The sequence below is a fragment of the Rhodococcus sp. NPDC080181 genome (assembly GCF_040702225.1).
Lineage (GTDB): Bacteria > Actinomycetota > Actinomycetes > Mycobacteriales > Mycobacteriaceae > Rhodococcoides > Rhodococcoides fascians.
The window spans coordinates 259,839-274,930 of record NZ_JBFBKN010000006.1; the positions used below are offsets into that span (position 1 = coordinate 259,839).

Consider the following 15,092-nt stretch of genomic DNA (forward strand, 5'->3'; position numbering starts at 1 on the left):
CTCTCCTGCCAGTCGGGTGAAACGGAACGCCCCCAGTCTACGTTTCGCTCTGTCCGTTACGCAGAGTCGTTCGATTACGCAGTACCGATCCGAATCGGTGGGCAATCTCGACGAGTGCGATACCGACAGCACCGATGATCAAGGCGCTCGTGGTGGCACCGACGTTCGAGGGATCGAGCTTGAAGAAGGTGCGGCAGAACGGGATTGCGAACAACAGCAGGTATCCGCCGACGGATCCCGCGAGCAGCACCACCTTCCACCAGGTGTACGGCCGCGCGACGACGGCCAGTACCCACAGCGCGATCATGATCAACGTGATCAGTGCGGTGGTGCTCGCCTGGGTCACCTGAGTCTCGGTGGCGTTCGGACCCGCGTAGGCCAGCAGATACGACACGAACGTGCACGAGCCGACGATCAACCCGGACGGAACGGCCAACCGCATCACCCGCGAGACGAACCCGCTGCGTGCCCGTTCGTTGTTCGGGGCCAGCGAGAGCACGAACGCCGGAATGCCGATGGTGAACCACGCGGCGATGGTCACGTGCCTCGGCAGGAAGGGATACGGGATCGGCTCGAAATGGAAGACCTGCGACAGCACTCCCGAGAGCCCGATGAGAAACGCCAGCAACACCGAGTACACGGTCTTGGTCAGGAACAGGTTGGACACGCGCTCGATGTTGCCGATGACGCGTCGCCCCTCCCCCACCACATAGGGAAGCGTCGCGAACTTGTTGTCCAACAGCACGATCTGTGCGACGGCACGCGTGGCCGCACTACCCGAGCCCATCGACACCCCGATATCGGCGTCTTTCAGTGCGAGCACGTCGTTGACGCCGTCACCGGTCATCGCAACGGTATGACCACGAGACTGCAACGCGCCCACCATCGCCCGCTTCTGGTCCGGCCGAACGCGGCCGAACGTCGTCGAGTTCTGCACGGAGTCGGCCAGTAGCTCGGAATCCTCGGGCAGGTCACGAGCGTCGATCGGGGCGTCGCCACCTGGAAGTCCGAGCGAGCCGGCGACCGCGCCGACCGACACGGCGTTGTCCCCGGAAATGACCTTGACCTGAACCTGCTGACTTGCGAAGTACTCCAACGTGTCTCGGGCGTCCTCGCGCACCTTCTGCTCGAGAACCACCAGAGCCCGCGGGGTGACGACTCCCGGTGCCGCGGTGTCGTCGACGGCGAGGTCGCTGCTGGCAAGCAGCAGTACCCGCAGCCCCTTGGATCCGGCGTCTTCGGCCTGCCGAGCGGTCTCCGAGGTCGGGTCGAGCAACACGTCCGGGGCACCGAGCAGCCAGTTACCGTGCTCGCCGTACGACAGACCGCTCCACTTCTTGGCCGAGGAGAACGGGGCCACCGCGCTCTGCGTCCACCCCGGCGCGTCGGGATACGCCTCGGCAACGGCCTGCACACTGGCATTGGGACGCGGGTCGTCGTGTGCCAGAGACGCCAGTACTTTTGTCACCGAGTCGGAGTCGTGCTCGTCGATCAACACCAATTCCGATAGCCGCATGCCGTTCTCGGTGAGGGTGCCGGTCTTGTCGGCGCACACCACGTCGACTCGGGCGAGCCCTTCGATCGCAGGCAGCTCCTGCACCAGACATTGCCGCTGACCAAGCCTGATGACTCCCACGGCAAAAGCGATGGACGTCATCAGTACGAGACCCTCGGGGACCATCGGGACCAGGGCCGCGACCATGCCGTTCAAAGCAGGCTTCAAAGCCTGCCCGCTGGAGAACAATTGGTTGTATATGATGAGCGCCCCGGCCGGAATCATCAGGTAGGTGATGAATTTCAGGATCTTGTCGATACCGCTGCGCAGCTCGGACTTGACCAGGGTGAACTTGCTGGCCTCTTCGGCGAGCTTGGCCGCATAGGCGTCGCGTCCGACCTTCGTCGCCCGGTAGGCCCCGCTGCCCGAGACGACGAAGCTGCCCGAAAGTACCTGCGCTGCTTCGAGTTTGTGCACCGTATCGGCCTCGCCGGTGAGCAACGACTCGTCGATCTCCAGGCTTGCCGTCTCGATGACCTCGCCGTCGACGACGATCTGATCACCCGGTCCGAGTTCGACGATGTCACCGAGGACGACCTCGTCGGGCGGAATCTGTTGCGAGACACCGTCACGTCGCACCTGCGGCTTGTTCTGGCCGACGATGGCCAGCCGATCCAGCGTGCGCTTCGCGCGGATCTCCTGAATGATTCCGATGCCACTGTTCGCGACGATCAACAGCCCGAACATGCCGTCGATCACCGAACCGGTCGAGAGCACGATGATCAGCAGCACCCCGAGAATTGCGTTGATTCGGGTGAACACATTGCCCCGGACGATGTCGCGAACCGAACGTGAAGCACGAGCGGGAACGTCGTTCGATTTCCCCTCGGCCCGCAGTGCGGCGACCTCCGCCTCGGTCAGCCCGGTATCCCGCTGTGCATCGGCGTCGATAGACATGGGTGCAGCCTAGTGCTGCCTCAGCCCAGACGGGTCCACCAGCGATCGTCGTGCAGGGCCCTCGTACCGTCGACGCGTTGACCCGGCATCGGTACCGCAACCTGCACACCCACGTCCTGGGCGGCGGCGTGCAGTCGCACGATCGGTTCGGACCACGGATGGAACGCCAGGTTGAACGTCGCCCAGTGGATCGGCACGAAGATTCCCGACGGCGTCAGATCCACGTGCGCGGTGACAGCCTCCTCGGGATTCATGTGAATGTCCGGCCAGCGCACGTCGTAGGCCCCGACCGGAAGAAGCGTCAGGTCGAAGGGTCCGTACTTGCTGCCGATCTCCGCGAACTTCGGTGTGTAACCGGTGTCGCCGCCGAAGAAGACACGCCGCACCGGACCGGCGAACGCCCAGGACGCCCACTGCGTCGAATCGCGAGTCAGGCCGCGGCCGGAGAAGTGACGAGCCTCGGTACACGTGACGGTGAGGCCACCGATCGCCGTCTGCTCGTCCCAATCGAGTTCGATGATGCGTTCCTCGGGCACCCGCCACTTGCGCAGGTGCGCGCCGATGCCCAGAGGCACGACGAAGGGAGCCGACTGCGTGCTCGCCAGCTTCTGTACCGTCGCCTTGTCGAGATGGTCGTAATGATCGTGGGAGATCACGATGGCGTCGACCCGAGGTAGGTCCGTCAGGTCGACCGGCGTCGGATGCAGCCGTGCCGGGCCCACCACCGAGGACGGGGACACGCGATTGCTCCACACCGGATCGGCCAGAATGCGATACCCGTCGACCTCGACGAGCACACTCGAATGTCCGTACCAGGTGACCGCCAGCTCGCCCGCGTCCACCGGCGCGATCGGCGGTGCCAGTGGGATCGGCCGCTGCGGCCTGCCCTTACCTCGCTCGGTGAACAGCGAGACGAGCATGTTCTTCTGCCCCTTCTCGCCGCGACCCGGGACGTAACTCGAACTGGGGTCGGAGTTGTGGAACCGGCGATCGCTGTATCGCGGCGACCCGGCCGCGTAGGGAGTGATGTGCACTCTCCTGGCACCGATGGCCGACGGAAGCCCCCACAGCGCACGCGCCAACCATGCCCCGCCCAACGCTGCGGTTGCTCCTGCTGCCAACTTCGTCTTCGTCACGGGCACCACAGTAGGCGGCGCCGACGTCTTCGCAGCTCACCCGTAGCCTTGCCGTAGAATATTTGCGTCGGTTTTGCTGCTAGAAGGGGAGACATTGAGTACCGAACAGCTCGAATTCCAGGCGGAGACGCGTCAGCTCCTGGATCTGATGGTGCACTCCATCTACTCCAACAAGGACAGCTTTCTCCGTGAACTGATCTCGAACTCCTCGGACGCGCTGGACAAGCTGCGCCTGGAGTCGTACCGCAACAAGGATCTGGACGTCGACGTCTCGGATCTGCACATCGAGATCGACATCGACTCCTCCGCTCGTACCCTCACCATCCGGGACAACGGCATCGGCATGTCGCGCTCGGAGGTCATCGACCTCATCGGCACACTCGCCAAGTCCGGCACCGCAGAAGTTCGCAAGAAGCTCAAGGAAGCCAAGGACGCCGCCGCCTCCGAGGAACTGATCGGCCAGTTCGGCATCGGCTTCTACTCCACGTTCATGGTGGCCGAGAAGGTCACGCTGCTCACCCGCAAGGCAGGCGAGAGCACCGCCACCAAGTGGGAATCCACCGGCGAGGGCACCTACGAGATCACCGACGTCGACGACGCCCCGCAGGGTTCCTCGGTCACGCTCGCTCTCAAGCCCGCCGACGAGGAAGACCACCTCCACGACTACGCGTCCGAGCGCAAGATCAAGGAACTGGTCAAGAAGTACTCCAACTTCATCGCCTGGCCCATTCGCATCGACGTCGAGAAGCGCGTCAAGAGCGAAGAGGAAGGCGGCGAGGACACCGTCACGATCGAGACGGAAACGATCAACTCGCAGAAGGCGCTGTGGACCCGCTCCAAGGACGAGGTGTCCGAGGAGGAGTACAAGGAGTTCTACAAGCACGTCAGCCATGCCTGGGACGAGCCGCTCGAGGTCATCCCGTTCAAGGCCGAGGGCACGTTCGAATACCAAGCGCTGCTGTTCATTCCGTCGCAGGCGCCGTTCGACCTGTTCATGCGCGAGAGCAAGGCCGGCGTACACCTGTACGTCAAGCGCGTGTTCATCATGGACGACTCGCAGGAACTGCTGCCCGAGTACCTGCGCTTCGTCAAGGGTGTCGTCGACGCAGCGGACCTCTCGCTCAACGTTTCTCGCGAGATCCTGCAGCAGGACCGGCAGATCCGCGCGATCCGTCGTCGCCTGACCAAGAAGGTGCTCTCGACCGTCAAGGAGCTGCAGAGCGAGCAGCCCGACAAGTACAAGACGCTGTGGTCGCAGTTCGGCACGGTCCTCAAGGAAGGCCTGATCTCCGACTCCGACAACCGCGAAACCCTGTTGGGCATTTCGTCGTTCGCGTCCACCCACTCCGAAGAGGGTCTGACGACCCTCGCCGAGTACGTGGACCGGATGAAGGACGGCCAGCAGCAGATCTACTACATGACGGGCGAATCGCGTCAGCAGATCGAGAGCTCGCCGCACATGGAGGCGTTCAAGGCTCGCGGTCTCGAGGTGCTGCTGCTCACCGATTCGGTCGACGAGGTGTGGGTCGGCAACGTCACCGACTTCGACGGAAAGTCGTTCCAGTCCATCGCCAAGGGCGAGGTGGACCTCGACACCGAAGAGGAGAAGAAGGAGTCCGAGGCCAAGCGCGAGGAGCAGGACAAGGAATTCGCCGACCTGCTCACCTGGCTGACCGACACCCTCGGCGAGGACGTCAAGGAGGTACGTCTGTCGACGCGACTGACGACGTCACCGGCCTGCGTCGTCGGCGACGAGTTCAGCTTCTCCCCGCAGCTCGAGAAGATGTACAAGGCGTCGGGCCAGTTCGTGCCGACCTCCAAGCGCATCCTCGAACTCAACCCGAACCACGACCTGGTGACGGGATTGAAGAAGGCCCGCGAGGATCGCAGCGACGATCCGCACCTCGCCGAGACCGCCGAATTGCTCTATGCGACGGCACTTCTCGCCGAGGGAACCGAGCTGAAGGATCCGGCCAAGTTCTCCAAGTTGCTCGCCGATCGGTTGACGCGGACCATCTGAGCGGCTTCGCCCCATGTGAGTGGAACTTCGTAGCCTGCTACGAAGTTCCACTCACATGCTGAGTTCACTGAGGCGGGAGAATGTGCTCCCCCGTCTTGTCGGTGCTCAGTGACAGCGAACTGATGTACTGCTTCTCCCCTTTGGGTCCCGGCACGTTGGACGCGATCATGTCGGGTCGCTCGAATTCCATGCCGCTGACGTGGCACATCACGAGCTCGTCGGACGGGTTGCCGTGCTCGTCGAACATCGGCAGATCGATGCCGTCATCGGTGCGTCGCAGGTAGTACTTGCCCTTGGTCGCCACCGCCAGGATGGGCGGAAGCACCAGTGCGAGAACGAGAGCCACGATGGGCGAATACGGTTTGATCGCAGATCCGAATGCGCCGAAGAACACCAGAATCGACAGTATCGCCGACACCGCCATCGATCCGAAGCCGACCGGATTGATGTTGTAGAGCATGCCGCGTCGGAACTCGGGCACCTTGGGCGAGAGCTTCAGGATGTACTTGTTGAACACGATGTCCGAGCCCACCACCGCGATCCACGCGATACCGCAGTTGGCGTAGAAGCCGAGGATGCTGTTGAGGAAGTCGAACATGTTGGCTTCCATCAGGATCAGCGCGATGGCCAGGTTGAACAGCACGAACACCATGCGGCCCGGATACGTCTTGGTGAGGCGGGTGTAGGAGTTGGTCCACGCCAGCGATCCCGAATAGGCGTTGGTCACGTTGATCTTGATCTGGCTGATGACGACCAGGATCACCGCGAGGGTCATGGCGAGCCAGCCCGGCATGAAGTTCTCGTAGATCTCCAGGAACTGGTGCACCGGCTCGTTGGCGATGCTGGATCCGTCGACGACGTTGGCGATCAGGTACACGGCGAGGAAGAGGCCGACGACCTGCTTGAGGGCACCGAAGATGACCCAGCCGGGGCCGGCGAGAAGCACTGCGGCCCACCAGCGTCGGGAGTTCTCGGGAGTCTTGGGCGGCATGAAGCGCAGGTAGTCGATCTGTTCGGCGATCTGCGCGATGAGCGAGAGACAGACTCCGGCCGCGAGCATCACCGATCCGATGTTGACGCCCTTGCCGTCGGCCCCGTCCTGACCGCCGTAGGCGAAGAACTCCCCGACCGAGTCGGGATTGCTGATCACCAGGTACACGAACGGCAGTACCATCAGGACGAGCCACAGCGGGGTGGTCCAGACCTGAAGTTTGGCAAGGGCTTTCATGCCGTAGATGACCAGCGGGATGACCATGATGGTCGAGACCGCGTACCCGATGGGCAACGGGATGCTCAGCCCCAGTTCGAGTCCCTGCGCCATGATCGAACCTTCGAGCGCGAAGAAGATGAACGTGAACGTCGCGAAGATGACGTTGGTGACGACCGATCCGTAGTAGCCGAAACCGCTTCCACGCGTGATCAAGTCGAGGTCGATGTTGTAACGGGCCGCATAGTAGGCAAGCGGAAGGCCGGTCAGGAAGATGACGACAGCGAACACCAGAATGCCCCACAGTGCATTGCCGGTTCCGTACGAGATTCCGATATTGGCACCGATGGCGAAATCCGCGAGATACGCGATGCCGCCGAGCGCGGACGTCGCGACAACACCGGTCCCCCACTTACGGTAGCTACGCGGCGCGAAGCGCAGCGTGTAGTCCTCGAGCGTCTCTTTCAGCGCGGTGTCTGTCGGCGCTGGCTGTACGGCGGTCATGGCTCAGTAACCTAGAACCGCCACGTTGCCGACGTGTCTTGAGCCGATGTAGCTGGTGTTACTCAATCCGGCGATTCGGACATACGTCTCGGACACCCCTCCACCGGGCGGTGTCAGGCAGCTGTGCGGGCCGCCAGTAGCGAGAAGTTCGACAGTTCGGCGCGCAGCATGTTCATCGCCCGGTGCTGGGCGACCCGCACTGCACCGGCCGTCATTCCCAGAGCTTCGCCGGTCTGCGGTGCGGTCAGGCCCCACACCACTCGCATCAGGATGATCTTGCTGTACTTCGGGGGCAAGGTGTTCATCAGGGCCTGCGCATGGGAGCGGAGTTCGTCGCCGAGCGCGACCTGCTCGGGACCGTCTTCACCCGACACCTCCTCGGGCAGCTCGGCCGTCGAGAACGTCTGCCGCAGAGCCGATCGTCGGCCGGCATCGGCCAGTTTGTGAGCAGCGATTCCGTAGACGAATGCCATGAACGGTTTGCCCATGTCGCGGTACTTGGGAATCGCGGTGACCAGAGCGAGGCAGACGTCCTGCACCACGTCGTCGGCCGCGACATCGAGATTGCCGATCCGAGAGGCGCAGTAGCGGCGAATCGGAGGCTGGATCAACACCAGTACGCGTTCGAGTGCGGCGCGGTCACCCGCGACGGCCCGCGGTACGACGTCTTCGAGCGTGTCCATGGAAGTGCTCATGGCCGATCTCCTTCTTGGCAACGCGCGCCCTCACCTGAACGCTCACCAGTACTTCGAGGCAGCCGACCGTTCGGCTTGGTCGGATCGGCTACCACAATCGAGAAGAATGTGACTCAGGTAACACGGCGTGTCGTCCGAGCGACGTACCGGACAACATCCACGTCGCGTCACGTGACCCTGACACCGCGGAGCGCACATGAGTACCAGTGAGCAGAACCACCTGGTCGGTCGCCGGAGCACCGTCGCCGCAGGGGACGGCACCACGCTCGCAGTGCGCGAGTTCGGACGGTCCGATGCGGCTCTGACCGTGGTGTTCGCCCATGGGCACTGCCTGCGGATGCAGTCCTGGACCGAGCTGCGCACCCACGTCGAGGATGTCTGGGGCGAGAACACGCGAATCGTTCTGTACGACCACCGCGGCCACGGCGAATCCGGTGCCGCATCGCCCGACAGCTGCACCATCGATCAGCTCGGCGAGGACCTGGCCGACGTGATTCGCGCCGTCGTCCCGGTCGGTCCGTTCGTTCTGATCGGCCACTCGATGGGCGGCATGACGGCGCTCTCCTACGCGCGTCAGTACCCGGATGCCGTCGGATCGCGCCTGGTCGGGGTCGGGTTGATCGCGACATCCGCGGGCGGGATCACCGATGACGGGCTCGGTAGTTGCCTCGCGCATCCGGCCGTGTCGGCGTTTCAGGCAGCTGTTCGACGGGCCCCTCGACTGATGTCGGGTGCCAAGAGGCTCAGTCGCGGGGTGTGCGCGCCCATCGTCAGGACGGCGGGATGCGGCTCCCACAAAGTCAGCCCGCGGGTGGTCACTCTGGCGACGGCCATGCTCGGCGACACGTCCATCGTGACGATGGCCGGCTTCCTCGGCGCGTTCCGTGGACTCGACGAAGTGGCCGGTCTGGCCGCGCTGGCCTCGATTCCCACCCTGGTGCTGTGCGGTTCGGACGACCTGATGACGCCGATGCGACACTCGGAAACCCTCGCCGCCCACCTGCCCGACGCACGTTTGGTACGGATCGCGCAGGCCGGACACATGGTGATTCTCGAACGAGCACACGAGGTGGCGGACGCCATCGTCGAACTCGTGACGGCAGCTCGGCGAGCTCACGTGGGGGATCTCGCCCTGGCTCGCTAGACCTTTCGACGACTGTGGCCCGCACCGGATATCCGATGCGGGCCACAGCACTGTTGTCGAGGCGGCGTTACTTCTTCACTGCGGGAGGAGCGTTGAGCAGCTGGATGAACTGTCCGGCGTTACCGATGACTGCGCCGAGGCCACCGGCGGAGGTGCCGGCGAGCGATCCGATGGCACCGAGGGCGATTGCGCCGATGACGCAGCCGCCGATGGGGCCTGCTCCGAGAAGAGTCGCGACCGGTGCGGTCACGACGACTCCGGTGATGATTCCGAGGATGCATCCGCCGACTATTCCGGTTGCAGCACCGAGGAATCCACCGACGGAGGCGGTGAGGCTGAGGTTGTCCTTGACGCCTGCGACTGCGGCGGGCAGGTCGACCTGCTGCAGGCCGGGAAGGGAGGTGGAGACCGGGGTTGCCGCGGCAGGCGAGACATCAGCGGTCAGAGTGGCGTGGTTGCCGTCGATGTCGGCGGCGACGGGGTGCGAGAATCCGTCGGCGGCGATGGCGAGCGGTACGGAGTCGACGAGTGCGCCGTTGGCGTCACGGACGACCAGGTGGTTGTCTTCGTTGCTCAGGGTGCCGGCCGTCGTGTCGACGAGGACCTGGTTGCCGGCCTGGGTGACGTTCCACCCGACGGCAGCGGCGGGAGCCGGTGCCGGATCCGCATAGGCGGTGCCCATGGCGGTCGTCATCGCTGCAATGACCAATGCGGACGTTGCCGCGAATCGAGTCAGCTTCATGTTCCTCAGTCTTTCGTCGTGTCCATCTCTCGATACCGAGCAGCGAAAAGCTATGGGCACAACGAGCGTGAAGAGCGAACCGAAGATGAACGAGAGGGGTCGAACCGAACAACGATCGATCGCATCAACGCGAAAGGGACAGAACGACTTTCAGCGACCGATCGGTTCGTAAAGGACGCGCAGGGTTTGCCCCTACTTACCGAAAAGACCAGGCTTGTTGCTGCCTCCGTGGCCCACTCCGAAGTCGTAGGCGGACTCGGCGTGCTCGTGCTCGTCCAGGCCGTCGGCCTCGTGCTGCGCGTCGGCGCGCACGCCCATGACGGCCTTGATTGCGAACGCGATAGCGGTGGTGACGACTGCGGTGTACGCGAACACCGCCACGACGGCGATGGCTTGCACCCAGAGTTGATGCAGACCGCCGCCGTACAACAAACCGTCCTTGCCCGCCGGCATCTGCGCACTGGCGACGAGTCCGATCATCAGCGTTCCGACGACACCGCCGACGAGATGCACACCGACGACGTCGAGTGAATCGTCGTAGCCGAAGCGATATTTGAGGCCGATCGCCAACGCGCACAACGCGCCCGAGACGATGCCGATCGCGGCTGCACCGATCGGTGTGACGGCAGTACACGACGGCGTGATCGCGACGAGTCCGGCCACCACTCCGGACGCCGCACCGAACGACGTCGCGTGCCCGTCCCGCCATTTCTCGACGACGAGCCACGCCGCCATCGACAGCGCGCCCGCGCCCATCGTGTTCACCAGCGCCACTGCGGCGACGCCGTCGGCCGCCAACGACGAGCCCGCGTTGAAACCGAACCAGCCGAACCAGAGCAGTCCGGCTCCGAGCATGACGGCCGGAAGATTGTGCGGACGCATGGGATCTCGCGGCCACCCGCTCCGCTTGCCGACCACGAGGGCCAGCACCAGCCCGGCCACACCCGCGTTTATCTCCACGGCCGTGCCACCGGCGAAGTCGATCGCGCCGAGCCTGTTGGTGATCCACCCGCCGAACTCACTGGTGAGCCCGTCGAGCGAGAAAACCCAGTGCGCCACAGGGAAATACACCAGCGTGGACCACAGGGCCGCGAACAGCACCCACGGCACGAACCGCATCCGGTCTGCGACGGCACCCGAGATCAGCGCGACCGTCACCATGGCGAATCCCGCTTGGAATGCCGCGAACACCAACGCCGGAACGGTTCCCACCAACGGAATCGACACCGTGCCCGCCGCCGAGGTGTACACGCCGCCGAGCAAACCCTCGAAACCGGCGTACTGCAACGGGTTTCCGATCCAGCCGCCGATCACGTTGTCGCCGAACACCATCGAGAACCCGAACACCAACCACAGCAACCACACGACGGCGATGGCCGACAGGCTCATCATCATCATGTTCAGCACGCTCTTCGAGCGCACCATGCCGCCGTAGAAGAAGGCCAAGCCCGGCGTCATCAGCAAAACCAGTGCGGTGCTCGCCAGCAACCAGGCCGTGTCGCCCGCGTCGGGCGCTCCATTGATCACTTGCCCACGAATTTCGGTGCGCGCTTCTCGGCTCTCGCGCGGCGCGCTTCCTTCATGTCCGCACTGCTCCACGCGGCCTCGAATGCCGCGCGCTGTGCGGGCGTCGGATCGTCGTGCGCGCCGTCGTCGTTGAACACCAGCTTGAGGTGTCGCAGCGCCAGGGGTGCAAGGGCAGTGATCGAGTGCGCCCACTGCACGGCAACATCGCGATCGCCGAGCTTGTTGGCCAGACCGCACGTATACGCCTGATCGGCGTGCACCCGTTCGCCGCCGAGCAGGATCGTGCGCGCCACGCCGCCGCCGGCCAACGCCGCCAGACGCTTGACCGTCCAGTTGCTCACTGCGATTCCGAGACGCGTGGAGGGAATCTCGAAGAATGCCTCGGGTGCGACCACCCGCAGGTCGCAGGCAATGGCCAACTGCGTCCCCGCTCCGACGGCAGGCCCGTTGATCGCCGCCACGACGGGAACGGACACTCGCTCGATGGCGGTGAGCATGCCTTCCAGCGTTTCGCCGAACGCGTCGGGAAACGCATCTCCGGTCAGGTCGGCACCGGCACAGAAGCTACTGCCCTGTCCGGTGATCACCACGACCCGCGCGCCGTCGGCATCCGCCTGCTCGACTTCGCGTCGTAGCGCGACACAGAGATCCGTGCTCAGCGCATTGCGCTTGTCCGGTCGCTGCAATTCCAGGATGACGACATCGCCGTCACGAGTGTGTCCGATCACGCCGAGCAGGTTACCGGCTGGTAGCCGCGGTCACAGGGCGGGGCCTGATCTACTGATACTCGTGATCGACACTCGGGTTGCTGTCATCGGTGCCGGCCAGGCCGGGCTCTCGGCCGGCTGCCACCTCAGGCGGGCCGGACTTGCCGCAGGTGCGGGCTTCGTCATGCTCGACCGCTCCCCCGGACCTGGCGGTGCCTGGCAGTTCCGGTGGCCGTCGCTGACGCTCAGCACCGTCAACGGAGTGCACGATCTGCCCGGGATGCCGTTCGCCGACACGCTGGGAGACGAGCCACCCGAATCCATCGCGGCAGCCGACGCGGTTCCCCGCTACTACCGCGCGTACGAGAAACGGTTCGAACTGAATGTCCGACGCCCCGTCACGGTGACGGTCGTGTGCGACCGCGAACCACTCTTTCGGGTCGAGGCCGGGGACACGGTCGTCATGGCCGAGGGCCTCATCAATGCGACCGGAACGTGGGAGAAGCCGTTCGTTCCGCACTACGACGGAGCCGAGACCTTCACCGGTAGACAACTGCACACCAAGGACTACCGAACTGCGGACGAGTTCGCCGGCAAACACGTCGTCGTGGTCGGCGGCGGAATCTCGGCCGTGCAGCTACTCGACGAGATCTCGCAGGTGACCACCACAACATGGGTGACGCGTCGACCACCGGTGTTCCGGGACAGCCAATTCGACCACGACGCCGGACGCAAAGCCGTCGCCATGGTCGAGGAGCGGGTGCGAGCGGGCCTGCCGCCGGGCTCGGTCGTCTCGGTGACCGGCCTGTTGCTCACCCCGTCGCTGGCTGCCGCCCGCGAGCGCGGGGCTCTCGAACGCAAGCCGATGTTCTCGTCCATCACCGCCGATTCCGTTGTGTGGGAGGATGGTTCGACCCAGCACGCCGACGTGATCCTGTGGGCCACCGGATTCCGCAGCGCCCTCGATCACCTTGCCCCGCTGCGACTGCGCGGGCACGGCGGCGGAATCGTCATGGACGGCAGGCTGACCACCCGGGTCGCCGCGAACCATCGCGTCCACCTGCTGGGGTACGGCCCGTCCGCGAGCACGATCGGGGCGAACCGGGCCGGGCGAGCAGCGGTGACGGAGTTGCTCGAGACTCTGGGTTAACCCAGCTGCTCGACGACGAACTTGGCCAGGGAGCCGAGACGCGCACGGTCCGGCATCGACGTCGGAACGCCCAACGCATCCAACGGGGCCGACGTCACCGGCCCCACGCAGATCGCGGCGACGGGGCCTCGAAATGCGGCGAGGAAGGCGTCGAGCATGCCGTTGTCCTTGGCCGTCGACAGCAGGGAGGCGACGGCGGGAGCGCTCGTGAACGTCACTGCGTCCACTCGATGCTCGATGATCTGTGCCAACAAGTCCATGAGCGGGGCCTGATCGACGGGGCGGATCCAGCGGTACACCGGGATCGGTCGTACATGCGCACCGAGTTCGCTCAGAGCATCGCTCAGGTGAATCGTCGGTTCCCATTCGGTGATGACGCCGTGCAGTTGCACGGCGATGTCGGCACCGGAAATGCCCTGGGCAGCAAGATGATCGGCGACTTCCTGCGATGCTTCGGTGGCGGGCGACCATTCATCACGCAGCCCGGCACCCCGGATCGCACCACGCGCTTTGGGGCCACGCGCAATGATTCTCGTGTGCGCGAGCGCTGCCAGGAGGTCGTCGCGCACACCCCATTCGGCCGCCGCATCGAGCCAGCCACGGAAGCCGATACCGGTGCTGATCACCACGATCTGCGGGGGACGATCGACAATGCCTTCGGTAGCCGACTTCAGCTCCGAGTCGTCGATCAGGGGCAGAACATGAATCGCCGCGGCGTGAACGATGTTCGCGCCGCGGCGTTCGAGCATGGTGGCCAATTCGTCGGCACGCCGCTCGGCGGTGAGGGCAACGGTCTTGCCTGCGAGCGGTTCCGACATGGGTACAGACTAGGCCCCCATGTGCGCGCTGTGCCCGCGGTCGTTGCGCAGGCTCCACTCCGGACTTCGTAGTCCACTACGAAGTTCCACTCACATGGCGGGTCAGCTGCTGAACTTGTCCGGGTCCGGGCCGGTGCGGCCGTCGGCGGTGTCCAGAGCGTTGATCTGCTGAATCTCGTCGTTGCTCAGCTCGAAGCCGAACACGTCGAAGTTGCTCGCGATCCGCTCCGGGGTGACCGACTTGGGGATCACGACGTTGCCGAGCTGGATGTGCCAGCGCAGAATCACCTGCGCCGGGGTGACGCCGTGTGCCTCGGCGATGGGCGCAAAGGCCGGATCGTCCAAAACGGTGCCGGAGCCGAGCGGGCTCCACGCCTCGGTGGCGATGCCCTTCGAGGTATGGAAAGCGCGCAGTTCTTCCTGGATGAAGCGCGGATGCAGCTCGATCTGGTTGACCGACGGGACCTCACCGACGGCGTCCATCAGCTTCTCGAGCGTGGGGATGGTGAAGTTGGAGACGCCGATCGAACCGATGCGGCCGTCCGACTTCAGCTTCTGGAACGCCTTGAACGTGTCGATGTACTTGTCGCGATCGAGCTGCTGCCAGTGAATCAGGTACAGGTCGAGGTACTCGAGGCCCAGACGATCCATGCTGGCGTCGAAGGCCTTCAAGGTGGAGTCGTAGCCCTGATCGTCGTTCCACAGCTTGGTGGTGACGAACAGCTCGTCGCGCGCGATGCCGGACTCCGCGATGGCCTTGCCGGTGCCGGCCTCGTTCTCGTACACCTTGGCGGTATCGATGCTGCGGTATCCGACCTTCAGCGCCTCGGACACGGCGGCCTGGGCACCGTCGTCGGGAACCTGCCACACACCGAACCCGAGCTGGGGAATCGACGTGCCGTCGTTGAGCACGATGGTCGGGACAGTACTGGTCTCGGCTGAATACGTCATACGAATGCCAACGGACGGCGCTGTGAATCTGTTCCCGGT

At 64.5% G+C, this 15,092-nt stretch carries 12 protein-coding genes; 3 read left to right on the forward strand and 9 right to left on the reverse strand.

Annotation, left to right across the window (positions count from 1 at the left end; translation table 11 throughout):
* Positions 1 to 37: 37 nt before the first annotated feature.
* Entirely contained in the window at positions 38 to 2,452 is a 2,415-nt protein-coding gene (locus tag AB0O58_RS10130) for an HAD-IC family P-type ATPase (protein WP_094694779.1), read from the reverse strand.
* A 20-nt stretch (positions 2,453 to 2,472) separates the two neighbouring features.
* The gene (locus AB0O58_RS10135) at positions 2,473 to 3,588 is read right to left on the reverse strand and encodes an MBL fold metallo-hydrolase (protein WP_366238155.1); all 1,116 of its coding nucleotides are present in this window, start codon (positions 3,586 to 3,588) and stop codon (positions 2,473 to 2,475) included.
* 94 nt (positions 3,589 to 3,682) lie between these two features.
* On the opposite strand from AB0O58_RS10135, the gene htpG reads away from it, so the two are divergent.
* Complete coding sequence (gene htpG, locus AB0O58_RS10140) at positions 3,683 to 5,608, forward strand: molecular chaperone HtpG (RefSeq protein ID WP_094694781.1); 1,926 nt, start codon at positions 3,683 to 3,685, stop codon at positions 5,606 to 5,608.
* A 64-nt stretch (positions 5,609 to 5,672) separates the two neighbouring features.
* Here htpG and AB0O58_RS10145 read toward each other — a convergent pair whose 3' ends face one another.
* Both AB0O58_RS10145 and shbA read right to left on the reverse strand, forming a co-directional pair.
* Positions 5,673 to 7,319, reverse strand: a complete 1,647-nt coding sequence (locus AB0O58_RS10145; RefSeq protein WP_366238156.1) for a hypothetical protein — start codon at positions 7,317 to 7,319, stop codon at positions 5,673 to 5,675.
* A 113-nt stretch (positions 7,320 to 7,432) separates the two neighbouring features.
* Positions 7,433 to 8,014, reverse strand: a complete 582-nt coding sequence (gene shbA / locus AB0O58_RS10150; protein WP_027495956.1) for an RNA polymerase sigma factor ShbA — start codon at positions 8,012 to 8,014, stop codon at positions 7,433 to 7,435.
* Positions 8,015 to 8,210: 196 nt separating this feature from the next.
* Here shbA and AB0O58_RS10155 point away from each other — a divergent pair, with 196 nt between their 5' ends.
* The gene (locus AB0O58_RS10155; RefSeq protein WP_057473705.1) at positions 8,211 to 9,158 is read left to right on the forward strand and encodes an alpha/beta hydrolase; all 948 of its coding nucleotides are present in this window, start codon (positions 8,211 to 8,213) and stop codon (positions 9,156 to 9,158) included.
* A gap of 67 nt (positions 9,159 to 9,225) precedes the next feature.
* Here the strand turns inward: AB0O58_RS10155 and AB0O58_RS10160 are convergent, their stop codons facing one another.
* The 3 genes from AB0O58_RS10160 to AB0O58_RS10170 form a co-directional block, all read right to left on the reverse strand.
* Positions 9,226 to 9,900, reverse strand: coding sequence for a hypothetical protein (locus AB0O58_RS10160; protein ID WP_027495954.1), 675 nt, complete (start codon positions 9,898 to 9,900; stop codon positions 9,226 to 9,228).
* A 192-nt stretch (positions 9,901 to 10,092) separates the two neighbouring features.
* Complete coding sequence (locus AB0O58_RS10165) at positions 10,093 to 11,427, reverse strand: ammonium transporter (RefSeq protein WP_032375364.1); 1,335 nt, start codon at positions 11,425 to 11,427, stop codon at positions 10,093 to 10,095.
* Positions 11,424 to 12,155: an enoyl-CoA hydratase gene (locus AB0O58_RS10170; RefSeq protein ID WP_366238157.1), complete on the reverse strand. Its 732-nt coding sequence runs from the start codon at positions 12,153 to 12,155 to the stop codon at positions 11,424 to 11,426. The genes AB0O58_RS10165 and AB0O58_RS10170 overlap by 4 nt, the downstream gene beginning before the upstream one ends.
* 55 nt (positions 12,156 to 12,210) lie before the next feature.
* Here AB0O58_RS10170 and AB0O58_RS10175 point away from each other — a divergent pair, with 55 nt between their 5' ends.
* Positions 12,211 to 13,284 carry an NAD(P)-binding domain-containing protein gene (locus AB0O58_RS10175; protein WP_366238165.1) on the forward strand — a complete coding sequence of 358 codons (1,074 nt, stop codon included), beginning with the start codon at positions 12,211 to 12,213 and terminating at the stop codon, positions 13,282 to 13,284.
* Here AB0O58_RS10175 and AB0O58_RS10180 read toward each other — a convergent pair.
* A complete protein-coding gene (locus tag AB0O58_RS10180; protein WP_167326625.1) occupies positions 13,281 to 14,102 on the reverse strand; it encodes a uroporphyrinogen-III synthase in 822 nt (273 codons plus the stop codon). The genes AB0O58_RS10175 and AB0O58_RS10180 overlap by 4 nt on opposite strands.
* A 102-nt stretch (positions 14,103 to 14,204) precedes the next feature.
* A complete protein-coding gene (locus AB0O58_RS10185) occupies positions 14,205 to 15,053 on the reverse strand; it encodes an aldo/keto reductase (RefSeq protein ID WP_063216894.1) in 849 nt (282 codons plus the stop codon).
* Between the last annotated feature and the right edge of the window lie 39 nt (positions 15,054 to 15,092).